Genomic DNA, 23545 nt, shown 5'->3' with positions numbered 1-23545 from the left:
CACGCCAGCGCGCCCGTAACGCGGGCGAAACAACTGTGGGGGAGGCTGGGGTCATGAATCGCCAGGAGGAGTTCGTCCTGCGTTCCATCGAGGAGCGCGACATCCGGTTCGTACGACTGTGGTTCACCGACGTGCTCGGCACGTTGAAGTCGGTGGCCATCTCGCCGGCGGAGCTGGAGACGGCCTTCTCCGAGGGCATCGGCTTCGACGGGTCGGTGATCGAGGGGCTGGCCCGGGTCAACGAGGCCGACATGCTCGCCAAGCCCGACCCCACGACCTTCCAGGTGCTGCCGTGGCGGGGCGAGTCCCCGGGCACCGCCCGCATGTTCTGCGACCTGCACTCCACCGACGGGCAGCCGTCGCTGGCGGATCCGCGGCACGTCCTGCACCGCACGCTGACCAAGGCGGCGGACATGGGCTTCACGTTCTACGTCCACCCCGAGATCGAGTTCTTCCTCTTCGAGCAGGACGGCGACGGCTCGCGGCGCGTGAGCAACCCGCCGCGCCCGATCGACCAGGGCGGCTACTTCGACCACCTCCCGCAGGGCACGGCCCACGACTTCCGCCGGGCCGCGATCACCATGCTGGAGTCGATGGGCATCTCGGTGGAGTTCAGCCACCACGAGGGCGCCCCGGGCCAGAACGAGATCGACCTGCGCTACGCCGACGCGATGAGCATGGCCGACAACATCATGACCTTCCGCACGGTCATCAAGGAGGTCGCGCTGGAGCACGGCGTCTACGCCTCCTTCATGCCCAAGCCCCTCGCCGACCACCCGGGCTCGGGCATGCACACCCACGTCTCGCTGTTCGAGGGCGACAACAACGCCTTCTACGAGCCGGGGTCGCGCTACCAGCTGTCCAAGGTGGGGCGGCAGTTCGTCGCCGGCATGCTGCGCCACGCGCCAGAGCTCACCGCCGTGACCAACCAGTGGGTCAACTCCTACAAGCGCCTGTGGGGTGGCGGCGAGGCACCCGCCTACGTCTGCTGGGGGCACGCCAACCGCAGCGCGATGGTCCGCATCCCGCTCTACAAGCCCAACAAGGGCCAGGCGACCCGGGTCGAGATCCGCACCCTCGACACCGCCGCCAACCCCTACCTCGCCTACTCCGTGCTCCTGGCCGCCGGGCTCAAGGGCATCGAGGAGGGCTACGAGCTGCCGGAGGAGGCCGAGGACGACGTCTGGGCGCTCACGGACTCGGAGCGGCGTGCCCTCGGGATCGAGGCGCTGCCCCGGTCCCTCGGCCGCGCCATCGACGCGATGGAGCGCTCCGACCTGGTCGCCGAGACTCTCGGCGAGCACGTCTTCGAGTTCTTCCTGCGCAACAAGCGCCAGGAGTGGGAGGAGTACCGCTCCCAGGTGACCCCCTTCGAGCTCGAGCGCCTGCTCCCGCGGCTCTGACCGGTCGTATGACGAGCGCCCAGCCCACGTCGCAGCCCGCCGCCACGTCGCGGGCGACCTCGGCCACGGGCGCGCTCGCCCGGCAGGGCTTCCAGGACCCGTCGCGGGCCCAGACGCTGCTCGACGACCCCGCCGTGACGACGCTGGTGGGGGACGCGCGCGACGCGCTCGTCGGTGCCCTGCGCACGACGGCTGACCCCGACCTGGCGCTGCTGTCGCTGGTCCGGCTGGCCGAGGCCCTGACCGGCGACGGCCGTGACCGGGGGCCGGCCGGTGACCTAGGCCGGGCACTGCGCGAGGACCCCGCGGGTCGCGACCGGCTGCTGCACGTGCTCGGGGCGTCGTCCGCGCTCGGCGACCACCTCGTGTCCCACCCGCAGGACTGGCGGCGGGCGGTCGGTGCCTCCCGGCATACGGCCGAGGAGCTCGTCGCCGTCATGACCGAGGCGGTCCGGGACCTCCCCACGGACAAGGCGCACGACGCCATCCGGGCGACCTATCGCCGTGAGCTGCTGGCCATCGCCGCGCTGGACATGACCAGCGACGACCCGCTCATGACCCTGCCCGACACCGCCCGCTCGCTCGCCGACCTGGCCGCCGCGGCGCTGGAGGCCGCGCACGTCGTGGCCTGCGCCGAGACCGAGGGCTCCGAGAGCGTGCGCCTGTCGGTGATCGGCATGGGCAAGTGCGGGGGGCGCGAGCTCAACTACGTCAGCGACGTCGACGTGATCTTCGTGTGCGAGCCGGCCGACGAGGGGGTCGAGCCCGGCAGCCCCGAGGAGATGGAGGCGATGCGCGTCGGCACCCAGGTCGCGAGCGCGCTCATGCGCGCGTGCGCGTCCTCGACCGCCGAGGGCTCCCTGTGGCCGGTCGACGCGGCGCTGCGCCCCGAGGGCAAGAACGGCCCGCTGGTCCGCACGGTCGCGAGCCACCTGCACTACTACCAGCGCTGGGCCAAGACCTGGGAGTTCCAGGCGCTGCTCAAGGCGCGGCACGTGGCGGGCGACGCCGAGCTGTCCCGGCGCTACCTCGACGCGGTCACCCCCCTCGTGTGGGAGGCGTCGTCGCGGGACAACTTCGTCGAGGACGTCCAGGCGATGCGCCGCCGCGTGGAGCAGCACGTCCCGGCCAAGGAGGCCGACCGGCAGCTCAAGCTCGGTCCTGGCGGGCTGCGGGACGTCGAGTTCAGCGTCCAGCTCCTGCAGCTCGTGCACGGTCGCCTGGACCCGAGCCTGCGCTCGGGCACGACCCTCGAGGCCCTGGCCACGCTCGCCCGCGGCGGCTACGTCGGGCGCGACGACGCGGCGGTCCTCGACGAGGCCTATCGGCTCCTACGGTCGCTCGAGCACCGGATCCAGGTCTACCGGCTGCGGCGCACCCACCTGATGCCGACGGCCGAGGCCGAGCTGCGCCGGCTGGGCCGGTCCCTGCACCTGGACGGTGACCCCGCCACCGTCGTCGTCAAGGAGTGGCAGCGCCGGGCCCGCGAGGTGCGCCGGCTGCACGAGCGGCTCTTCTACCGGCCGCTGCTGTCCGCCGTCGCCCGGCTGTCGGCAAGCGAGGGGCGGCTCACGCCGGAGGCCGCCGGCGACCGCCTGGCCGCCCTGGGCTTCCGCGACCCGCGCGGGGCGCTGCGCCACCTGGAGGCGCTGACCGAGGGACTCTCCAGGCGGGCCGCCATCCAGCGGACCCTGCTCCCCGTCATGCTCGGCTGGTTCGCCGACGGCGCCGACCCCGACGCGGGCCTGCTGTCCTTCCGCAAGGTCAGCGAGGAGCTGGGCGCCACCCACTGGTACCTCAAGATGCTGCGCGACGAGGGCAGCGCCGCCCAACGCCTCGCCCACGTCCTGTCCTCCAGCCGGTTCGCCTCCGAGCTGCTCGAGCGCACCCCGCACGCCGTCGCCGTCCTCGGCGACGACGTGGGCCTCACCCCCCGTTCCCTGCAGTCGCTGCGCACCGTCATGCGGTCCGCGGCGCAGCGCAAGGACACCCCCGAGGACGCGATGCTCGCGGTGCGGGGCGTGCGACGTCACGAGCTCTTCCGGGTGGCCGTCGCCGACCTCGTGGGCCTGCTCCCGCTGGCCGACGTCGGCGAGGCCCTCACCGCGATCACCTCCGCGACGCTGGAGATCGCCCTCGAGACCGCGGTCCACAAGGTCGAGATGGAGCTGCGCGAACCCCTCGGCACCCGGCTGCTGGTCGTGGGGATGGGCCGGCTCGGCGGGTCGGAGCTCGGCTACTCCAGCGACGCCGACGTCATGTTCGTCCATGAGCCCGAGGAGGGCACCCCGCACGACGAGGCCGAGCTCCAGCGCCGGGCCACCGCCGTCGTGCAGGAGCTGCGGCGCCTCACCGCCTGGGGCGGCCCGGAGCCGGCCGTCGGCGTCGACGCGGACCTGCGGCCCGAGGGCAAGAGCGGCCCCCTCGTGCGGAGCCTGGAGTCCTACCGCACCTACTACGAGCGCTGGGCCCTGACGTGGGAGCGCCAGGCGCTGCTGCGGGCGCGCCCGGTCGCCGGGGACGCCGGGCTGGGGGAGCGGTTCGTCGCCCTCGTCGACCCCCACCGCTACCCCGACGGCGGGCTCGGCGCGACGCAGCTGCGCGACATACGCAAGCTCAAGGCCCGGATGGAGAGCGAGCGGCTGCCACGGGGGGCCGACCGCCGGACGCACCTCAAGCTCGGCACCGGCGGGCTGAGCGACGTCGAGTGGACCGTCCAGGTGATCCAGCTGCAGCACGGCCACGACGTGCCCGCCCTGCGGACCACCGGCACCCTGCCCGCCATCGAGGCCGCACGCGCGGCCGGGCTGCTCGCCGACGGCGAGGCCAACCTGCTCACCGAGGCCTGGGGGTCCGCCTCGCACCTGCGCAACGCCGGGATGCTCTGGCGCGGGCGTCCCGTGGAGAGCGTGACCACCGACGCGCGGGACGCGGACGGGATCGCGCGGATCATCGGGCGGGGGCCCGGCGAGGGCGGGCTGCTCGTGGACACCTACCTGCGCATCGCGCGCCAGGCCAGGGTCGTCGTCGATCGCCGGTTCTACGCCCACGAGGAGTGACCCCTCACGCATCGTGACGGGTGCTCACGCGGTCTCGGGCGCTTTCACGGAGCGTTCACCTGGCATCCACCTCGGGCACCTCCCCGGCGCCGGTGGGGCTGGCTAGGTTCGGCGCGAACGCCCGGTCCAGGCCGGCGTCCCTCCACCCCCTCGCACCGATCGGGAGATCACCGTGACCCACGAGCGCACCCTGCTGCCCATGGCCGGCATCGCGCACGCCAACCGCAGCGCCGTCACCTGCCACCTCCGCTGCGGCGACGCCTGCTCCAGGCCCATCCCCAACGACTCGACCCACGAGACCTTCGCCGAGGTCGCCGGCGCGGCGCTCTCCCGCCGCTCCGTCCTGGGTGGCGCCGGCGCCCTGGCACTGGCCTTCGGGGCCGTCGCGACCGCCACCGCCGAGCCTGCTGCCGCCCTGGTGGACGCCAAGGACGACGGGCGCGGCAAGGGCAAGGGCAAGGGCGCCCGACGTGTGTCCGGCCTGTCCTTCATCGGCATCGCCCCGGTGCCCGAGGACGTCGACCGCCTCACCGTCCCCGGGGGCTTCACCTATGCCCCGATCATCCGGTGGGGCGACCCGATCCTCAAGGGCGCCCCGATGTTCGACCCCGAGAACCAGTCGGCCGAGGCGCAGGCCATGCAGTTCGGCTACAACAACGACTACACCGACATCATCGTGACCGACAAGCACGGCAAGAAGGCCCTGCTGGTCTGCAACCACGAGTACACCAACGAGAACATCATGTTCCCGCCCACGATGGACCCGGCCGAGGCCGTCCGGACCGCCTGGGCCGCCCACGGGATGTCCGTCGTCGAGCTCACCCGCCCCGCGCGCGGCGAGCGCTGGACCTACCGCCGCGGCGGGCGCCTCAACCGCCGCATCACCCTGGACACGCCCTTCGCCGTCGACGGCCCCGCCGCCGGCAGCCCGCTGCTGCGCACCAAGGAGGACCCGACCGGTCGCACCGTGCGCGGCACGATGAACAACTGCTCCGGCGGCACCACCCCGTGGGGGACGGTCCTGTCCGGCGAGGAGAACTTCAACCAGTATTTCAAGGCCGAGGGAACCTCCAAGGAGGAGAAGCGCTACGGCCTGTCCTCGACGCAGGACACCCGCGGCTGGGCCAAGGTCGACCCCCGCTGGGACGCCCGCACCGCCGACTTCCGCAACGAGCCCAACCGCTTCGGCTGGGTCGTCGAGGTCGACCCGATGGACCCGACCTCCACGCCCGTCAAGCACACCGCGATGGGCCGGTTCAAGCACGAGGGCGCCAACGTCATCGTCGCCGACGACGGTCGCGTCGTGGCCTACATGGGCGACGACGAGAAGTTCGACTACATCTACAAGTTCGTCTCCCGGCGCCGCTACGACGCCCGCCCCGGCAACGCCGCGCGCAAGAACAACCTGCGCCTGCTGTCCGAGGGCGACCTCTACGTCGCGCAGTTCAACGGCGACGGCATGGAGGACAAGGTCAGTGACGGCTCCGGCGAGTGGATCGCCCTCACCAAGGGTGGCCGGTCCATGGTCAAGGGCTTCACCCTCGAGGAGGTCCTCGTCTACACCCGCCTGGCCGCCGACGCGGCCGTGGGCTCCAACGGCAAGGGCCCGACCAAGATGGACCGCCCCGAGGACGTCGAGCCCAACCTCGTCACCGGCCGCATCTATGCCGCCTGCACCAACAACTCCGACCGCGGCAAGACCGGCAAGGCAGGCGTCGACGAGGCCAACCCGCGTCCGCTCAACAAGGACGGTCACGTCGTCGAGATCACCGAGGTCGGCGGGGACCACACCGGTCGCCGCTTCACCTGGGACCTCGTCCTGATCTGCGGCGACCCCAAGACCGCCGGCACCTACTTCGGTGGCTACACCGGCCCGGTCGCCCCGATCGCCTGCCCCGACAACGTGGCCTTCGACAGCCGCGGTGACCTGTGGATCTCCACGGACGGCATGCCGAGCGCCCTGAAGTACGACGACGGCCTGTTCCACGTCGAGCTGGGTGGGCCCGAGCGGGGTCGCGTCACGCAGTTCCTGGCGGTGCCGGCCGAGGCCGAGACCTGCGGCCCGGTCATCCACGACCGCGACGGCTCGGTCTTCGTGGCCGTGCAGCACCCGGGCGAGGACGGCACCTGGGCCGACCAGCACTCGTTCTTCCCCGACTACGTCAAGCAGTCCGGTCGCGGCCGCTTCGCCGGCCCGCGCCCGACCGTCGTGCAGGTGACCCGCATCGGCTGACCGAGAGCCACCTGCTCTGGGCCGTATGCCGTATGCCGACCGCCCGGCGCCCCGTCGGATCCTCGTGATCCGGCGGGGCGCCGTCGTGCGCGGGCGATCCAGCGTTCGCTGAACGGACGGGTGTCCGAGATTCGGACCGCCTCTTTCCTGCCGGCCGGTCGCTCTGTCTACTGTCCTCGGCTCGCGTCGGGACCCGTCCCCCACGAGGCGCCCATCCGACGACGAATGGACCGTCCCATGACCGATCAGCACGGCGACCCGGTCGCCGCCCAGGACCGTGAGCCCGCCGGCGCCCACAGCCCCCGCAAGGCCGCGGCCAGCGGCTTCATCGGCAGCGCCCTGGAGTACTACGACTTCTTCATCTACGCGCAGGCGGCCTCGCTCGTCTTCCCGGAGATCTTCTTCCCCAAGGGCAACCCCACCGTGGCGATCGTCGCGTCCCTGGCGACCTACGGCGTGGGCTACGTCGCCCGGCCCATCGGCGCGTTCTACCTCGGCCGGTGGGGTGACCTGCACGGCCGCAAGAACGTCCTCGTGCTCTGCATGCTCCTCATGGGTGTCTCCACCATGGCGGTCGCGCTCCTGCCGACCTACCAGCAGGTGGGCATCCTCGCCCCGATCCTGCTGGTCGTCCTGCGCCTGGTCCAGGGGTTCGCCGTCGCCGGCGAGATCTCCGGTGCCTCCTCGATGATCGTGGAGCACGCACCCTTCGGCCGCCGCGGCTACTTCGCGTCGTTCACCCTGCAGGGCACGCAGTTCGGCCAGATCCTGGCGGCCGCCGTGTTCCTGCCCCTCGCGGCGGTGATGAGCGAGGGCTCCTTCAACAGCTGGGGCTGGCGCATCCCGTTCCTGATGAGCGCCTTCGTCATCATCGCGGGGTGGTACATCCGGCGCAGCGTCGAGGAGTCGCCGGCCTTCGTGGAGGAGCTGGAGGAGGGGCAGCTGCCCGAGTCGCCCATCGTCGGCGCGTTCCGCCACTCGTTCGCGGACATGGTGCGGGTCATGTGCATGGCGCTGATGAACGTCATCCCCACCGTGGCGACGATCTTCGGGGCGGCGTACGCCGTGCAGAAGTCCTACGGGGTGGGGTTCGACAAGGACGTCTACCTGTGGATCCCGGTCATCGGCAACGTCGTGGCCTGCATCCTGATCCCGTGGGTGGGATCGCTGTCGGACCGCATCGGGCGGCGGCCGCCGATCATCGTGGGCGCCCTCGGCTCGGGGCTGCTGGCCTACTTCTACCTCTCGGCCATCAGCAGCCACAACGTCGTCCTGGCGATCGTGATGTCCATCCTGATGTGGGGGATCGTCTACCAGGGCTACAACGCCACCTTCCCCGCGTTCTACCCCGAGCTGTTCCCCACCAAGACCCGGGTCTCGGCGATGGCGATCGCGCAGAACATCGGCACGATGATCACCGCCTTCTTCCCGGCGCTGTTCGCCGCGATCGCGCCTCCGGGATCCACGGGCATCCCGCTCAAGATCGGCGCCTTCGCCTTCGTCGTGACCTGCATCGCTGCCATCGCGGCGTTCTCGGCGCGCGAGACCTACAACGTCCACCTCGACGACCTGGGTCGGCCGGACGCGCAGCCGATCCCGCGCGAGGAGTACCTCCGCCTGCGCGCCGAGGCCGGAGGCACGCCCCTGTCGTGAGCCGACGCTGAGGTGCGGGTGCCGGAGACGTCGCGAGCCAGGTGCCACCCACCAGGGGTGTGCCCGGGAGGTCGTATGCCGGACGCCGCGGACCGTGCGGGCGGCGTCCGGCACGCGGCCGCTCAGCGAGCGGGCCCGAGCAGCCGCACGGCTCCAGGCCGCACGCGGATCGTGCAGGGCGTGGTCCCCACCCGCTCACCGTCGGCATAGACGGGCACGGGGTCGGGGGTCTCGAGCCGCAGCGAGCGGGCCCGGCGGTGCTGCACGGCGCGCGAGGCGATGGGCCGCCTCAGCAGCGTGGCGACCAGGCTCGCGACGAAGCCGCCCCACGTCCGTGCGTCATAGCTGACGACGTCGAGCAGACCGTCGTCGGCCTCGGCCCCGGGCGCGACCAGGATGCCGCCGCCCTGGCTGCTCGTGATCGCGATCGACACCATCCACGCGTCGACCGGTGTGGCCGCACCGTCGATGACGTGCACGACCCTCGTGGGCCGCACCCGCGGCAGCAGCGCCACGGCCGCGGCGACGTAGATGAGGGGGCCGCGACGATGCACGCGGTTGGCCTGCTCGTTGATGGCGGCGGTGAAGCCCAGCGTCGCGATCGTGAGGAAGACCTGGCCGTCGACGTCCCCCAGGTCGATGGGCCGCTCGGTCCAGGACGCCGTCGCCCGCGCCGCGCGGACCGGGTCCAGGGGGATGCCCAGGTGGCGGCACAGGTCGTTGCCGCTGCCGCCGGGCAGGGGAGCGATGACGGACCCGGACCTCGACGCGCCCAGAGCGGCGGCCCGCAACGTGCCGTCGCCACCCAGCACGACCACCACGTCGTCCGGCCGTGCGGCGGCGGCGATGGCGGTGACGTCCTCCAGGGACCGGCTGGCGACGACGGTGGCGTCGGCATACGGCCCGGGGAGAGCCCGTCGGACCTGCTCGGCGAGGCCGGCCCGTCGCCGAGCTGCCCGGCAGGCCGGGTTGACCAGCAGGGTCACGCTCATGCGGGGGGCCTTCGGGCGGTCGGACGGGTCGGCGTCAGCCTAGTCGTCGCCGCTCGGCAGGTGGGCGAGGAAGTGGGTCACGGCCAGCAGGTCGGCGCACCCCCCGGGGCTGAGCCGACGAGCCGTGAGGTCCGCATCGAGCCGGCAGAGGCGGGTGAGGGCGTCCGGAGCCCGGACCCCACCGGTCTCGAGGAGCTCATGAGCGCTGCGCTGGACGTGCCGCAGCCCGTCGAGGGAGCCGTCCTTGACGAGGGTGGTGTCGTCGGTCGTCGCCAGCAGCACCAGCAGCGCCTGCAGCAGCGCCGCCCGCTGATCGCCCCGGTCCTCGAGGACCGCCCGGTAGGCCGGGAGGGCACGCAGGCGGACGGACGCGTAGCCGCTCGCCGCCTCACCCCGCGCACCCGCGAGCCGGTGCTGCACGAAGGCGACCTCGCCATAGGTGCCGGGCCGGTCCACCGAGGGCAGCTCGACCTCGACGAGGGGGCGCGCCATCCGGCCGGCGAGGGCCGTGAGGGTGTGGACGGTGACGGGGAGCCCGCCCGCCGCCAGCCGGCCGGCGCAGCCCAGCAGCAGACCGAAGGCGAAGACGGCTCCCTTGTGCGTGTTGACCCCACGGGTGGCCGCGAACATCGCGTCCTCGCAGCCCATGCCGGGGCGCCGGAGCCGCTCGAGGAAGCGGGCCGGCCCGTCGCGGTGGCCCGCGCGACCGGTCTCGTGCAGGACCGGGAACCACGGCGAGATCGCGTCGATGCTCGCCCGGAAGGTCTCGACGTCCATGTCGTCGTGCGACGCGCACGACGTGGGGTCGACGAGACCGGGCTTGGGGCTCAGCTCCACCTCGGCCAGCAGGGCCTCCGTCGCGAGCCGGGAGAGGCGACGGGCCTGGTCGCGGTCGTGCAGGGCGGTCACCGTGGCCTCCTGGGAGCTCATGGAGGTCGGGATCTGCTCAGCGGTGGGCAGCACGGAGCGCCTCCACCGCGGTGGTCAGGTCGGCCAGGTCGTGGGCCCGGGAGCGCGCGCAGGCGTGGGCCGGCTCCGCGCAGACCAGGCAGCGTCGAGGCGCCCGGCCCAGGGAGGTGCGCGAGACGGTCCGCTCGCCGTCGTGGACGTCGAGGTCCCACAGCCGCCCGCCGGGGCACGAGTCCTCCAGCCCGACCAGCACCCGCTTGACGGTGGTGGCGTCACCGGTCGGGACGTCCAGGACCAGGTGCGCCTCGGGCCCGGCGGCGCCGTCGCGCTCCTCGCGGTCGAGCACCGGCCAGCCCAGCTCGGCGGCCTGTCCCCGCAGCGCCGTGACCGCCCGGTCCCTGATCCGCACCAGGGTGGGCGAGCTCTTGACCGGTCCTGGCGTGACGAGCGTGACGCCGACGACCACCGACCCCGGGTGGCGTCCCTGGAGGGAGCGACGCCGACGGACCCGGTCGTCGCGGGCGGCGAGCAGCTGCGCCGGGGTGGTCGTGGTCACGGCGCGAGCACCTGCCGCACGACGTCGATGACGCTCCCGTCGCGGTAGCGCACGACCCCGACCACCTGGTCACCGCGCTCGATCGGACGGGGCACACCGGTGATCGACACGGCCCGTTCGTAGAGCTGGTGGATGGTCGTCACGGGCAGGCCCGCAGCTCGGAGCCGTTCCTCGACGTCTGGGCGCGCCGGGTTGACCGCGATGCCGTGGTCGGTGACGAGCACGCCGATCGTCTCCCCGGGGGTCACCCTCGTGGTGACCTTGTCGACCACCACGGGGATGCGAGACCGGATCAGGGGCGCGACGACGACGGCGAGGTTGGCACCGGCCGCCACGTCGCAATGCCCGCCGCTCGCACCCATCATGAGTCCGTCGGACCCGGTGATGACGTTGACGTCGAAGTCGAGGTCGATCTCGAGGGCCGAGAGGATGACCACGTCCAGCCCGTCGGAGCAGGCGCCCTTGGAGAACGGGTTGGCGTACTCGTTGGCGCTGATCTCCCGGTGGTCGGGGTTCTCGGCGAGCGACTGGGCCGCGACCGTGTCGAAGTCCTGCACGTCCAGGATGCGCCGCACCAGACCCTGGCGGTGCAGGTCGACCATGCCACCCGTGATGCCACCGAGGGCCCACCCCGCGCTGATCCCCTGGTGGCGCATGCGAGGTCCGAGGAACTGCGTCACCGCGGTGGCACTCGCGCCCGAGCCGGTCTGCATCGAGAAGCCGTCCTCGAAGCACCCCGAGTGCTCGATGACGTCCGCGGCGAGGCGGGCGATGAGCAGTTCCTTGGGGTCCTTGGTGAGGCGCGCGGCCCCCACCGAGATCTTGGACGGGTCGCCCACCTCGTCGACCACCACGACGTGGTCGACCCGGTCCTGGCTGATGCTCACCGGGGTGTTGGGATAGGGGACGATCTCCTCCGTGAGCATGACGACCTTGTCGGCGTGCTCGGCATCGACCATCGCGTAGCCCAGCGACCCGCAGTGCGACCGCCCGGTGACGCCGTTGGCGTTGCCCATGGCGTCGCACGCCGACACCCCCAGGAAGGCCACGTCGAGGTGCAGCTCGCCGGACGTCACGAGAGCGGCCCGTCCGCCGTGGCTGTGGATCATGACCGGGTGCTCCAGCAGCCCCCCGCTGATGCGCCGGGCGAGCTCGCCGCGCATGCCCGACGTGTAGATCCGGGTGATGACGCCGTCCTGCACGTGCCGCACCAGGGGCGCGTGGCAGCGGTTGAGCGAGCTGGAGGCCAGGGTCAGGTCCCGCAGGCCCATCCGGGCGATGGTGTCGACCACGAGGTTGATGCTCTTGTCGCCCTCGCGGAAGTGGTGGTGGAAGGAGATGGTCATGCCGTCGCGCAGCCCGCTGGCCTCGATGGCCTCCTCCAGGCTGCGGCGGACCTTGCGGCCCAGGGGGTCGGTCGCCATGAGGTGGGGCGTCGTGCGGGCCCATCCGGCATACGGCCGCAGTCCCTGGCCAAAGGCCGCGAGGTCGGGCAGGTCATCGGGCGCAGGGTGGGTGACGGGCAGGTCGGTGGCGGTCATGCGTGACGCTCCTGGCGACGGACGCCCGAGGCGTCGGCGAAGGCGATGGTGCGGCGGGCGGCGACGATGATCGGGGCGTCGATCATCTTGCCGCCGAGGGAGACGACGCCGAGGCCGTCGCGCTCGGCCTTCTCGGCCGCCGCGACGACGACCTGGGCGTGGGCCAGCTCGTCCTCGGTGGGGGCGAAGGCCTCGTGCAGCAGGGGGACCTGTCGCGGGTTGACGAGGGACTTGCCGTTGAACCCGAGCCGCTTGATCAGCTCGACCTCGGCGAGGAAGCCCTCCTCGTCGTTGACGTCCGACCACACCACGTCGTAGGCCGCGATGCCCGCCACCCGAGCGGCGTGCAGGACGGCGCACCGGGCGTAGAACAGCTCGGTCCCCTCGCGGCTCCGCGTCGTCTGCAGATCGATGACGTAGTCGAAGCCGGCCAGGGCGATGGACACCATCCGCGGGCTCGCCTGGGCGATCTCGACGGCGTTGACCACCCCGCTCGCCGACTCGATCGCCGCCATGAGCCGGGTGGAGCCGACCTCGCGCCCGCAGTCCCGCTCGACGTCCTCCACCTCGTGCTCGAGCTCGCGGATGTCGTCGGCGGAGTCGGTCTTGGGGAGCCGGATCGTCCGGGCGCCGGCGCGCACGCACGCCTCGAGGTCGTCGCGGCCGTAGGGCGTGTCCAAGGGGTTGATGCGGACGACCGTGTCGGTGCCCGCGTAGACCGGGGACTGCAGCGCGTGGAAGACCATGAGCCGCGCCGAGTCCTTCTCGCGGAGGGCGACGGCGTCCTCGAGGTCGAACATGATGGCGTCCGCGCCGTAGACGTAGGCCGTGCTCATCATCGAGGCATTGGACCCGGGGACGAACAGCATGGAGCGGTGGCGCATGGCCCCGGGATCGCGCATGGTCGCAGCGGTGATCATGCCTGCGCCCCCTCCTCGTCATCGCTGCCGTCAGGTGCACCCTCGGCGGCCTGCAGCGTCGTCCAGTCGAGGGGGACGCCGCAGCCGCGCACCAGCGCGGCCTGCAGCCGCGCCCGGATCGCCCAGTCGAGCGCCCCCTTGTCCTCGATCGTGATGCGACCGGCGGTGACGCCGAGCGCGGACACCACCTCGTCGACCACGGCCCGGATCTGGTGGCCGAACTGCGCCAGCACCGCGCTGCTGACGTCGATCTCCAGCCCGTCCTCCCCGTCCGGCGGGGGAGCGACCCTCACCATCACGTCGCTCGACTCGAGCGTGCCCGCGATGGCGTCCTGGGCGATGCGCATGACGACCTCCTTGTCGTGGTGGCGCGGTCAGCCGACGGCGGCGGGCACGAGCTCGGCCCGGGGGCGGTCGGCCTGCACCTTGGTGGTGAGCAGGGCGAGGGTGGGGGCCGGCACGAGGCCGGCGAGGGCGACGAGGTCCTTGTTGGCCAGGCGACGACGGACCTCCGACGCGGAGATCGCGACGCCGTCCCGCGCCACGCGCGGGATCTCGTGCACGCGCACGGGGTTTGCGGCCAGCGGCTCCGCCTCGAGCCAGCGGTGCATGTCGGCGTTGTAGGCCCGGGTGACGGGGCAGAACGGCTCCGTGCCGACGTAGCGGTCGGTGATGCCGAGGGCCGGCGCGATGTGCCGGCGGAAGATCAGCAGGTCGAGCCCGGTGCCGGCGCGGTCGACGACCCCGGAGTCCTTGAGGAAGTAGCTCGGGAAGGTCGCCCGGCTCACCAGGTAGGCCGACCCGCGGTGCACCATGATCCGGTCCCGCTCCGGCATCTCCTCGACGCCGGCCACCACGAGCCGGTAGCGCTCGTCGAAGGTGAAGCTGCTGGACCGCTCGGCCACGACGAAGACGTGCAACACCTCGCAGTCCGCCACGGCCCGGCTCAGCAGGTGGCGGTGCCCCAGCGTGAACGGGTTGGCGTTGAGCACGACGGCACCCACCTTGTCGCGGTAGCGCCGGAGGTGCGCCAGCTGCTCGCAGTAGGCCGGGAGGCCGCGGGGGGTGTTCTCGAGCAGGGTCACGACACCGGGCACGGTCGCCAGGTGGTGGAAGCCGCACGCCTCGAAGTGGGGCCGGTAGTCCGGCTTGGTGTAGATGAACAGGTGGGTGACGCCCCGGTCGAGGGCCACGTAGGTCATCTCCGTCATCAGCGGCAGCAGCACCTCGCGTCCCTGCAGGGACGGGTCCACGGCCACGCACTTGACGACCTGACCCTCCAGCCCGGCGCAGGCCAGCACCCGGCCGTAGTGCTGGAAGGTCACGAACTCCTCGACGCCGGAGTCGATCTCGAGGTCCTGGCTCGCCAGCAGCGTCCGGATGCGCTCCATCGCGGCGGGGTCCTCACCGGGGTCCACGCAGATGATGTCGAGGTCGTCATCCACGCTCTGGACACTACGGCGTGGGCCCGGCCGCGCCTCCGGCGGGGTGGCCGTATGCCGACCGCCCGGCCCCCCGACCGGTCACCGTGATCGCGCGTGCGCCAGCGCGCGCTGCACGGCGGGGTCGTGCTCGGGGTCGTCCTCGCGCCGGGGGCGGACGAGGTCGGCCAGGACCTTGGCGCCGGCGGCCCACTCGCGGGCCACGCCGTAGGCCCAGGCGTTGCGGTCGGTCCCGGCCAGGGGGCGCTTCACGGACCAGTCGGCGACCCCGACCGCGTCCAGCCCCGCCGCGCCGGCGATCGCCAGGGCCCGCGGCAGGTGGTAGGCCTGGCTCACCAGTGCGATCCGCTCCAGGCCGTAGACGCGTCGCGCCCGCCAGCAGGTGGCGTAGGTGTCCACGCCCTCCCGGTCCTCGACGACGAGGTCGGGGTCGACGCCGTTGTCCTCGAGGTACCGCCGCATCACCCCGGGCTCGTCCGCCCCGGGCAGGTCGGCCCCGGACACGACGATGACCTCGACCCGTCCGAGCCGCAGCAGCTCCAGCGCCCGGTCCAGACGCGCGGCGAGGTAGCGGCTCGGTGTCCCGTCAGGCAGGACGCCCGCCCCCAGCACGACCGCCACCTCGGCCGCGGGCGTGGACCCGGGGGAGTGGATCCGGTCGCGGGCGGCGACGAGGGCCCAGGCCCGGGTCCCGGCGACGGCTGCGGTGGCGGCGGCTGCGCCGAGGAGGGCGGTGAGGGCGCCCCAGCGCAGGGCGGCGGTGGGGGAGACGGCGGGCTTCGGCATACGGCATCCTCCCACCACCATGCCCCTGGGGACGCGACGAGGGCCGCCCTGCACGCGGCAGGACGGCCCTTCGGCGACGGCTCGATCAGATGCTGAAGTACATCTCGAACTCGTAGGGGTGGGGGCGCAGACGCAGCGGCGCCACCTCGTTCTCGGTCTTCCAGTCGATCCAGGTGCGGATCAGGTCCTCGGTGAAGACGTCGCCCTCGAGCAGGAACTCGTGGTCCTCCTCGAGCGCCTTGAGGACCTCCTCGAGGGTGCAGGGGACCTGCTCGATCTGCTCGTGCTCCTCCGGGGGCAGCTCGTAGAGGTCCTTGTCGATCGGCTCCGGGGGCTCGATGCGGTTCTTGATGCCGTCCAGGCCGGCCATCAGCTGCGCGGCGAAGGCGAGGTAGGGGTTGGCCGAGGGGTCCGGGATGCGGAACTCGATGCGCTTGGCCTTGGGGCTCGTGCCCGCGATCGGGATGCGGATGCAGGCCGAGCGGTTGCGGGCGGAGTAGACCAGGTTGACCGGAGCCTCGAAGCCCGGCACCAGACGGTGGTAGGAGTTGGCGCTCGGGTTGGTGAACGCCAGCAGCGCCGGGGCGTGCTTGAGCAGGCCGCCGATGTACCAGCGAGCGATGTCGGACAGGCCGCCGTAGCCCTGCTCGTCGTAGAAGAGCGGCTTGCCGTCCTTCCACAGGGACTGGTGCGTGTGCATGCCGGACCCGTTGTCGCCGAAGATCGGCTTGGGCATGAAGGTCGCGGTCTTGCCCTCCTCCCACACGGTGTTCTTGACGACGTACTTGAACTTCATGATGTCGTCGCCCGAGTGCAGCAGGGTGTTGAACTTGTAGTTGATCTCCTGCTGGCCGGCGGTGCCCACCTCGTGGTGGGAGCGCTCGACCTCCAGGCCGACGCGGTCCAGGTTGAGGCAGATCTTGTCGCGGGTGTCGGCGAAGTGGTCCACCGGCGGCACCGGGAAGTAGCCACCCTTGAACGCCGTCTTGTAGCCGCGGTTGCCGCCCTCCTCCTCGCGCCCGGAGTTCCAGGCCGCCTCGATCGAGTCGATCGAGTAGAAGGAGGTCTGCGCGTTGTTGGCGTAGCGCACGTCGTCGAAGACGTAGAACTCCGCCTCGGCGCCGAAGAACGCGGTGTCAGCGATGCCCGTGGACTTGAGGTAGGTCTCGGCCTTGAGCGCGATGTTGCGCGGGTCGCGGCTGTAGGGCTCGTCCGTGAACGGGTCCACGATCGAGAAGTTCATGATCAGGGTCTTCTCGACGCGGAAGGGGTCGAGATAGGCCGTCTTGACGTCCGGCAGCAGCTTCATGTCGGACTCGTGGATCGCCTGGAACCCGCGGATCGAGGACCCGTCGAAGGCCTGGCCCTCCGTGAAGAAGTCCTCGTCGAGCGTCTGGGCCGGCACGTTGAAGTGCTGCATCACGCCCGGCAGGTCACAGAACCGGATGTCGACGAACTTGACGTCCTCGTCCTTGATGAAAGTCAGGACCTCTTCAGGGGTGCTGAACACATCGTCCTCCTGTGTGTCGTCGGCCCGACTGGCCGACCTGTTGCCCACCAAGGTACGGGCAGGCCGTTACCCGACCATGACTCCAATGTTTCCCGCGTGTTACACGCTGTCCAGCCGAACCCCGCCCGGCAGGTAGCCTGAGCCGGTGGTGGATCGCAGGGACGTCGGTGGCTGGCTCGAGGGACCGGGTCAGCTGACCCAGCAGGGCGCGTATGCCGGGGAGCGCCTCGGCCTCCCCGCGTCGGGGCCAGGCGCCATGGCACCGCTCGGACGCCGCGTGCTGGCCCTGCTCGTCGACTGGCTGCTGTGCTGCGCCATCGCCATCGGGTTGTTCCGCATGCCGGTCGGCGCCACCGGACTGGACTCGTTCATCCCGCTCGCCGTGTTCGCCGTCGAGAACGTCCTGCTCGTCGGCACCGCCGGCTGCACGATCGGCCACCGCCTGCTCGGCCTGCACGTCCGCCGCGCCGCCGGAGGGCCGCTGGGCGTCGTGGGCGCCGCGCTGCGGACCCTGCTGCTCCTGCTGGTCATCCCACCCGTGGTGTGGGACGGCGACGGCCGGGGCCTGCACGACAAGGCCGTCGGCAGCGTCATCGTCCGCACCCGCTGATCTGAGCGACCCGTGTCTCCGGTCGCGACCCGTGTCCCGCGTCTCGAGTTGCGTCCTCCGTCTCTGGTTGCGTCCTCCGTCTCGTGCTGCAGCACGAGACGGAGGATGGTGGCTGAGACGGGCGCTGGTCGTGCAGACGGGAACTGATCGTGCACACGGTTGAGGGCCGCCCCTCGTACCTCGGGACGACCCTCAACCTCCGCATACGTCCTTCGTCAGCGACCGCGCATGCCCTTGCGATCCACGCGCGCCCTCGTCGGGTCCATCCCCGCCGGGACGCCGGCGCCGGCGCGGGCGCCCGTCATGGCCTTGAGGCGCTTGTTGACGACCGCGACCTCCTCCTTGGTCAGCACCGGCTTGAGCCGCTGCACCTTGGAGGCGAGCTTGCGCACGGGCACGACCTCGACGTCACCCGGCTGACCCTCGGACTCCGCGTCGCCGACCCGCATCAGGTGCACGGGCGAGCCGGACGCGAGGCGCTCGACCTTGCGACGCTCCTCGACCAGGAGCTTCTTGGCGCGGGCCGTCGGACCCTCGGCGACGAGCACGACGCCGGGGCGACCCACCGCGCGATACAGCGTGGCGACGTTGGTGTAGTCCTGCCCCTTGGGTCGCCCGTCCGCGGCGATGGGCTGCTGCTCGATGAACCAGCCGCCGCGGCGGATGGAGGAGAGCGCGGCCATGGTCGCACCGGGCTTGCCCTCGATCATCGAGTAGGCACCGCGGTCCGTACGGCGGCTCATCACGATCATCGCGGCCAGCGCGGCGAGCGGGATGCCGAGGAACAGGAAGTACCAGGGGTGCCCCACCAGGAAGCCGATGGCCACCATGACGAGCAGGGTCAGCAGCGCCGCGCCGACCATCCACTGCGTGATCTTGGGATCCACCTGCTTGGCGAAGCCGTACGCCTGCTTCATCTGAGCGATGCGCCCGGGCTTGTTGGGGTCCTTGGGCTGCTTGGGCGCCTTGTTGCGCCCGAACCGGGACGCCTTCGTGCTGCCGGATGCTTCTCGTGCCATGAGGCGGATCTTACCGTTCTGTGGGGGTTGGCTCGGGGGACGTCAGCGCTGCGCGAGCAGCGAGGACGCCTCCTGGCGAGTGGTCTGGTCGGCGGCGTCGGCGAGGTGCGACAGGTGCTCGGGCAGCGGACGGCCGAACTCCCGCATGGCCTGGCTGTAGAGCTTGCCCGACCGGTAGGACGAGCGCACCAGGGGGCCGGCCATGACGGCCTTCATCCCGCGGTCGAGGGCCAGGTCGCGCCAGTGCACGAACTCCTCGGGCTTGACCCAGCGGTCGATGGGGTGGTGCAGCTTGGACGGCCGGAGGTACTGCGTGATGGTCAGGACGTGGCAGCCCGCGTCGACCAGGTCTCCGATGGCCTGCTCGATCTCCTGCTCCTCCTCACCCATGCCGAGGATGAGGTTGGACTTGGTGATGAGGCCGGCGTCCTGGGCCATGGAGAGCACCCGAAGCGACTTGTCGTAGGTGAACGCCGGGCGGATGCGCTTGAAGATGCGCGGGACGGTCTCGAGGTTGTGCGCGAACACCTCGGGGCGGGCGTCGAAGACCTGGCCGACCAGCTCGGGCTTGGCGCCGAAGTCCGGCGGCAGGATCTCGACCCCGGTCGTGGGGTTGAGCCGGTGGATCTCGCGGATCGTCTCGGCATACAGCCAGGCCGCCCCGTCGGGCTGGTCGTCGCGTGCGACGCCGGTCACGGTCGCGTAGCGCAGCTGCATGGTCGCGATGTTCTGCGCGACCTTGGTCGGCTCGCCGCGGTCCAGCTCGGTGGGGCGTCCGGTCGCGATGTCGCAGAAGTCGCAGCGGCGGGTCCACACATCACCGCCGATGAGGAAGGTCGCCTCCCGGTCCTCCCAGCACTCGAAGATGTTGGGGCAGGACGCCTCCTGGCACACCGTGTGCAGGCCCTGGCCCTTGACGCGCGACTGCATCTGGGAGTACTCGGGCCCCATCTTGGCCGTCGTTCGGATCCAGCTCGGCTTGCGCTCGATGGGGGTCTCCGCGTTGCGCGCCTCGACGCGCAACATGCGACGACCCTCCGGTGCGACGGTCATGGTGCTCCTAGCGATCGTGTGCGTCAGGCCGTATGCCGACCCCTAGCAACGGGCCGCGTCCGGGGTGCGGGGGCGACCGTTCCCACAGGGTACGCCGCGCCACGGACACACCCCCAATGCAGCGGTGCCGGCACGGCGGGGTCCGGATGTGCGAGCGCTGCACCAGGGCTACCGTGAACGCATGCTGACCCCACCCGCAGACCCGCAGACCGAGCTCGTCGAGGCGTTCTGGACCGAGGCTCGGGTGCGCTCCGGCCTCGCCGGGGAGGAGATCTATCAGGGGGTCTCCTCGTCCGCGGTCTTGCGCCCGCCCGCCTGGTCCTTCGGGGACACCCGTGAGATGGCCGACGAGCTGTGCGCGCTGGTCCTGTCCGGGCGCAAGACCACGACGTCGTCACCGGCCTGGGCCTACGACGCTGACGACGGTGACGGTGACGGTGACGGTGACGGCGAGCCGATGCCGGAGGCAGGGTCCGTCACCATCCTTTGCGACGGTTCCGGATCGCCCCGGGCGCTGCTGCGCACCACGCGCGTGCGCGTCGTGCCCTTCGACGAGGTGGAGGCGGCTCATGCCTGGGCCGAGGGCGAAGGTGACGGGAGCCTTGACGGCTGGCGCGCGGGTCACCAGGACTTCTTCACCCGTGTCGACGACGGTAGTCACCCGTTCGCGGCGGACATGCCGGTCGTCCTCGAGGAGTTCGAGGTGCTCGCCCGCGCGTAGGCGGGCGCGTCGTCAGTGCAGGAGCTCGGGCAGCGGCGTCGTGCCGGTGACCGTGCCACGCTGGCGGGCCGCCTCGACCGCCTGGGCGGTCGTCATGTCGAACACGCGGGCGAGGTGCCGCTCGGCGAGGGGCAGGACCTCCTGCACGGTGACGTCCCGGTCGAGCTCGCGGGACAACGAGGTGACCCCGGCGTCGGCGATGCCGCACGGCACGATCACCTGCGCCCAGGACAGGTCGCAGTCCGCGTTGAGCGCGAAGCCGTGCATCGTCACGTCCCGACTGACCCGGATCCCGATCGCCCCGATCTTGCGGTCGCCACCACGATCGTCGGCCATGACCCAGACGCCGCTGCGCCCGGCGACGCGGGCGGTCTCGACGCCGAGGTCGGCGCAGACCCCCATCATCATGTCCTCGAGGCGGCGCACGTGCGCGACGACGTCGCGGTTGCTGGGCAGGTGGACGATCGGGTAGCCGACCAGCTGCCCGGGGCCGTGCCAGGTGATCTTGCCGCCCCGGTCGACGTCGATGACCGGGGTGCCGTCGAACGGCCGCTCGTGCGGCTCGGTGCGCTTGCCCGCGGTGTAGACCCGCCGGTGCTCCAGCAGCAGCGTCGTGTCGGGGATCTCGCGGGCCACGACCTGCGCGTGGACCTCCCGCTGGTGGTCCCAGGCCTGCTGGTAGTCGACCAGGTCCGGCGCGAAGCCCAGGTGCTCGAAACGCATGCCTCCACGATACGACCGCGTGACGACTCCTTCGTCCACAGGCGTTGAACGTTCACAACCCCGCCTGTGGATGACGGCCGGGGTGGTCGTCCGGGAGGAGGCAGGGTGTGGGTCGAGGGGGACGGACCTCTTCGTGGCAGGCAGGAGGGCTCCCATGGCCAGGCCCGCAGTTCCCGGGTATGACGTCCAGGGCGTCCTCGGGGGCGGCGCCGCGAGCGTGGTGTGGCGCGGCGAACGTCTCTCCGACGAACGTGCGGTCGCGCTCAAGGTGTCGCGCGAGCCCCTGCGACCCGACGACCCCTGGCAGGTCAAGGGGTGGTCGACGGCACCGCGGGACGCGGAGAGCGTCCTGGCCGAGCTGGAGTGGCTGAGGCAGGTCCACCATCCCGGCGTCGTCGAGCTCCTCGACGCGATGGTCCTGGAGGACCAGCGGATCGTCGTGGTGCTGACGCTGGCGGAGGGCGGCTCCCTGTCCGACCTCGTCCGTTCACGCGGCCACCTCACCCCCGCGGAGGTGACGGCGGTGCTGCTGGGTCTGGCCACGACGATCCGAGACCTGCACGCCGCCCGCCTGGTCCACGGCGACCTGTCGCCCGGCAACGTGCTGCTCGACGCGACCGGGAAGCCGCTCGTGGGCGACCTCGGGACCCTCAGCGCCTTCGACGAGGCGGTCGACGATCCGTGGGGGACGACCGGATTCGTCGCACCGGACATCGTGGCCGGTGGCGAGCCTGCGCCGTCCTCCGACGTGTACTCGCTGGGCGCCCTCGCGTGGTACGCCCTCGTCGGTGAGGCCCGCCCCGCGGCCACGGACCCGCGCGAGCTCGATGCCCGGGTCCCCGGCACGCCCGCCGGGCTGCTGGACGTCGTGCGGGCCTGCCTGTCCCCACGCCCAGGTGACCGACCAGAGGTGGCGGAGCTGGTCGAGTCCCTGACCGCGCTCGTGTCGTCCCCGGTGGAGGTCAGCCCGGTCGACCGCCCCGAGGACGTCACCCGGCGGGTTCGGGAGCAGGCCGCCGAGCAGGAGCGGGCCCTCACCCGTGCCAGGGTGCGAGCCGCGCACCTCGAGGAGGCCCGACGCAAGGCAGCACGGCCGCGACTGCTCTCCCGACGAGCGCTGGCCCTGTCGATCGCGGTCGGGTTGGTGCTCGGCGTCCTCGGCGGTCGCTGGTGGCTGGACCGACGAGACGCGCACGCGGCCGCCGCATCTCGCCCCGTCGCGGCTGCGACGCAACGCCCGTCGGGCACCCCTGCGTCAGCCTCCACACCTGCCCGTCCCGCCCAAGCCGCCGCTGCACCTGGCCGCTCGGACCCCGTCACCACGGCTGCCGCGACCTCGGGCCCCACCACGCGCCCCGCCAGCACTGGCCCGGCGCCCACCAGCCCGGCGCCCACCAGCCCGTCGATCGCGAGCCCGCCGGCCGCGAGCCAGTCGACCGCCAGCCCGCCGGCCGCGAGCCAGTCGACCGCCAGCCCGTTGGCGGGCACGTCGGCCGCACCCCCCGCCGGGGGCGCCTCCTCGCGGGCGTCCGGACCATCGGGGGCCGTCTCGACCGATCCCCGGGCCGTGCTCCAGGACCTTCTCGATGCGCGCGCCTCAGCGCTCATGGCCCGTGACGTCGGGGCGCTCCGATCGGCCGACGCCGACGGGTCGTGGGCCCGCCGGAACGACGAGACGGCCGTCGCGGAGCTGCGACGACGGGGCCAGACGCAGCGGGGCGTCCGGTTCGTCGTGGAGCAGGCACGAACCGTCCGCATCGACGGGGGAGCGGCGACCGTGCGGGCCTCCGTCCGGCTGGACGACTACACCTGGACCGAGCCCGGGTCGCCGACGCGGACGGCGTCAGGTCATGCGGCTACTGCCGCGGACTACCACCTGCGCTGGACGAGGGAGGGCTGGCGGCTCGACGGCATCGCCGAGGCACCCGCCGTCGTGGGCCGGTGAACCCGTGAGCCTTGCGGGCTCACGGCTAGCTCAGGGGAACGGGCCTACGGTGGAGACGTCGGGACCAACGACCGTCGGGGGAGATCATGAGAGTCGCACGCGCACTGCTGTTCCTGGCCGTGGGAGCCCTGGTCTGGGCGATCTGGCTGTCCTGGGGGTTCGACGGCACCTATCCCGCCTGGCAGGTGGCCGCCTGCGGGATCACGGCGGTCGCGGCGACCGCGCTGGGGGCCTGGCGCCTCGGTCCGGTTCCGGCCGTCCTGGAGGTCGCCCTGCCCATGGCGGTCGGCCTCACGGGCGCCTGGACCCTGTGGGCGCGGGCCGACGAGACGGGGCTCTACGCCGTGGGCGCGATCCTCATGGCCCTCGGCACGGGCGTCGGGTTGTCCGCCGTGGCGGCGATCGCCTCGATCGTCGGGCGTCGCAGCGGGGTCGGCAGTCACGCTCGAGGCTGAGGGCTGAGGGCTGAG

20 protein-coding genes are annotated in these 23545 nt (G+C 72.1%); 8 read left to right on the top strand and 12 right to left on the bottom strand.

The genetic code is table 11. The features are described 5' to 3' along the window. The first annotated feature begins 53 nt into the window (after positions 1-53). The 4 genes from glnA (B2P18_RS06020) (at position 54) to B2P18_RS06005 (ending at position 8348) form a co-directional block, all read left to right on the top strand. Entirely contained in the window at positions 54-1403 is a 1350-nt protein-coding gene (gene glnA / locus B2P18_RS06020) for a type I glutamate--ammonia ligase (RefSeq protein WP_019284691.1), read from the top strand. Between the two features lie 8 nt (positions 1404-1411). Further along, positions 1412-4462: a bifunctional [glutamine synthetase] adenylyltransferase/[glutamine synthetase]-adenylyl-L-tyrosine phosphorylase gene (locus B2P18_RS06015; RefSeq protein ID WP_286956823.1), complete on the top strand. Its 3051-nt coding sequence runs from the start codon at positions 1412-1414 to the stop codon at positions 4460-4462. A gap of 166 nt (positions 4463-4628) precedes the next feature. After that, a complete protein-coding gene (locus B2P18_RS06010; protein ID WP_286956894.1) occupies positions 4629-6695 on the top strand; it encodes a PhoX family protein in 2067 nt (688 codons plus the stop codon). Positions 6696-6932: 237 nt separating this feature from the next. Continuing rightward, the gene (locus B2P18_RS06005; protein ID WP_286956817.1) at positions 6933-8348 is read left to right on the top strand and encodes an MFS transporter; all 1416 of its coding nucleotides are present in this window, start codon (positions 6933-6935) and stop codon (positions 8346-8348) included. 122 nt (positions 8349-8470) lie between these two features. Here B2P18_RS06005 and B2P18_RS06000 read toward each other — a convergent pair whose 3' ends face one another. The 9 genes from B2P18_RS06000 to glnA (B2P18_RS05960) all read right to left on the bottom strand — a co-directional run bounded on the left by B2P18_RS06000 (position 8471) and on the right by glnA (B2P18_RS05960) (position 17004). Further along, positions 8471-9340, bottom strand: coding sequence for a diacylglycerol/lipid kinase family protein (locus B2P18_RS06000; protein WP_286956811.1), 870 nt, complete (start codon positions 9338-9340; stop codon positions 8471-8473). A gap of 39 nt (positions 9341-9379) precedes the next feature. Then, entirely contained in the window at positions 9380-10303 is a 924-nt protein-coding gene (gene citG, locus B2P18_RS05995; RefSeq protein ID WP_286956808.1) for a triphosphoribosyl-dephospho-CoA synthase CitG, read from the bottom strand. Beyond that, on the bottom strand, positions 10287-10805 hold the full coding sequence (gene citX / locus B2P18_RS05990) for a citrate lyase holo-[acyl-carrier protein] synthase (protein ID WP_286956805.1): 519 nt from the start codon (positions 10803-10805) through the stop codon (positions 10287-10289). The genes citG and citX overlap by 17 nt, the downstream gene beginning before the upstream one ends. Further along, positions 10802-12346, bottom strand: coding sequence for a citrate lyase subunit alpha (citF, locus tag B2P18_RS05985; RefSeq protein ID WP_286956804.1), 1545 nt, complete (start codon positions 12344-12346; stop codon positions 10802-10804). Before citF ends, citX begins: the two co-directional genes overlap by 4 nt. Next, positions 12343-13266, bottom strand: coding sequence for a citrate (pro-3S)-lyase subunit beta (citE, locus tag B2P18_RS05980; RefSeq protein ID WP_019284702.1), 924 nt, complete (start codon positions 13264-13266; stop codon positions 12343-12345). Before citE ends, citF begins: the two co-directional genes overlap by 4 nt. Next, positions 13263-13613, bottom strand: a complete 351-nt coding sequence (gene citD, locus B2P18_RS05975) for a citrate lyase acyl carrier protein (RefSeq protein ID WP_029209920.1) — start codon at positions 13611-13613, stop codon at positions 13263-13265. The genes citE and citD overlap by 4 nt, the downstream gene beginning before the upstream one ends. Positions 13614-13640: 27 nt before the next feature. Continuing rightward, on the bottom strand, positions 13641-14711 hold the full coding sequence (citC, locus tag B2P18_RS05970; protein WP_286956799.1) for a [citrate (pro-3S)-lyase] ligase: 1071 nt from the start codon (positions 14709-14711) through the stop codon (positions 13641-13643). A 78-nt stretch (positions 14712-14789) separates the two neighbouring features. After that, the gene (locus B2P18_RS05965; RefSeq protein ID WP_029209922.1) at positions 14790-15494 is read right to left on the bottom strand and encodes a SanA/YdcF family protein; all 705 of its coding nucleotides are present in this window, start codon (positions 15492-15494) and stop codon (positions 14790-14792) included. An 85-nt stretch (positions 15495-15579) separates the two neighbouring features. Beyond that, complete coding sequence (gene glnA, locus B2P18_RS05960) at positions 15580-17004, bottom strand: type I glutamate--ammonia ligase (RefSeq protein ID WP_029209923.1); 1425 nt, start codon at positions 17002-17004, stop codon at positions 15580-15582. Between the two features lie 145 nt (positions 17005-17149). Here glnA (B2P18_RS05960) and B2P18_RS05955 point away from each other — a divergent pair, with 145 nt between their 5' ends. Beyond that, entirely contained in the window at positions 17150-17614 is a 465-nt protein-coding gene (locus B2P18_RS05955) for an RDD family protein (protein WP_029209924.1), read from the top strand. A gap of 215 nt (positions 17615-17829) precedes the next feature. Here the strand turns inward: B2P18_RS05955 and B2P18_RS05950 are convergent, their stop codons facing one another. Together B2P18_RS05950 and lipA are read right to left on the bottom strand one after the other, a co-directional pair. Then, positions 17830-18633 (bottom strand): DUF4191 domain-containing protein, encoded by an 804-nt coding sequence (locus tag B2P18_RS05950; RefSeq protein WP_286956785.1) that lies wholly within the window; start codon positions 18631-18633, stop codon positions 17830-17832. A 42-nt stretch (positions 18634-18675) separates the two neighbouring features. Further along, positions 18676-19686: a lipoyl synthase gene (lipA, locus tag B2P18_RS05945; protein WP_286956783.1), complete on the bottom strand. Its 1011-nt coding sequence runs from the start codon at positions 19684-19686 to the stop codon at positions 18676-18678. 181 nt (positions 19687-19867) lie between these two features. Between lipA and B2P18_RS05940 the strand changes: the two genes are divergently transcribed. After that, positions 19868-20407, top strand: a complete 540-nt coding sequence (locus B2P18_RS05940) for an ASCH domain-containing protein (protein ID WP_286956782.1) — start codon at positions 19868-19870, stop codon at positions 20405-20407. 12 nt (positions 20408-20419) lie between these two features. Here the strand turns inward: B2P18_RS05940 and lipB are convergent, their stop codons facing one another. Continuing rightward, a complete protein-coding gene (gene lipB / locus B2P18_RS05935) occupies positions 20420-21130 on the bottom strand; it encodes a lipoyl(octanoyl) transferase LipB (protein WP_286956776.1) in 711 nt (236 codons plus the stop codon). A gap of 154 nt (positions 21131-21284) precedes the next feature. On the opposite strand from lipB, the gene B2P18_RS05930 reads away from it, so the two are divergent. After that, positions 21285-23075 (top strand): protein kinase domain-containing protein, encoded by a 1791-nt coding sequence (locus B2P18_RS05930; RefSeq protein WP_286956775.1) that lies wholly within the window; start codon positions 21285-21287, stop codon positions 23073-23075. Between the two features lie 86 nt (positions 23076-23161). Beyond that, entirely contained in the window at positions 23162-23530 is a 369-nt protein-coding gene (locus tag B2P18_RS05925) for a hypothetical protein (RefSeq protein WP_029209930.1), read from the top strand. The last annotated feature ends 15 nt before the right edge of the window (positions 23531-23545 follow it).

Source organism: Arsenicicoccus sp. UBA2120, assembly GCF_002330965.1.
Taxonomy (GTDB): domain Bacteria; phylum Actinomycetota; class Actinomycetes; order Actinomycetales; family Dermatophilaceae; genus Arsenicicoccus; species Arsenicicoccus bolidensis.
Note: the sequence above shows the minus strand (reverse complement) of the source record. Positions and strands in the feature narration are given on the sequence as shown.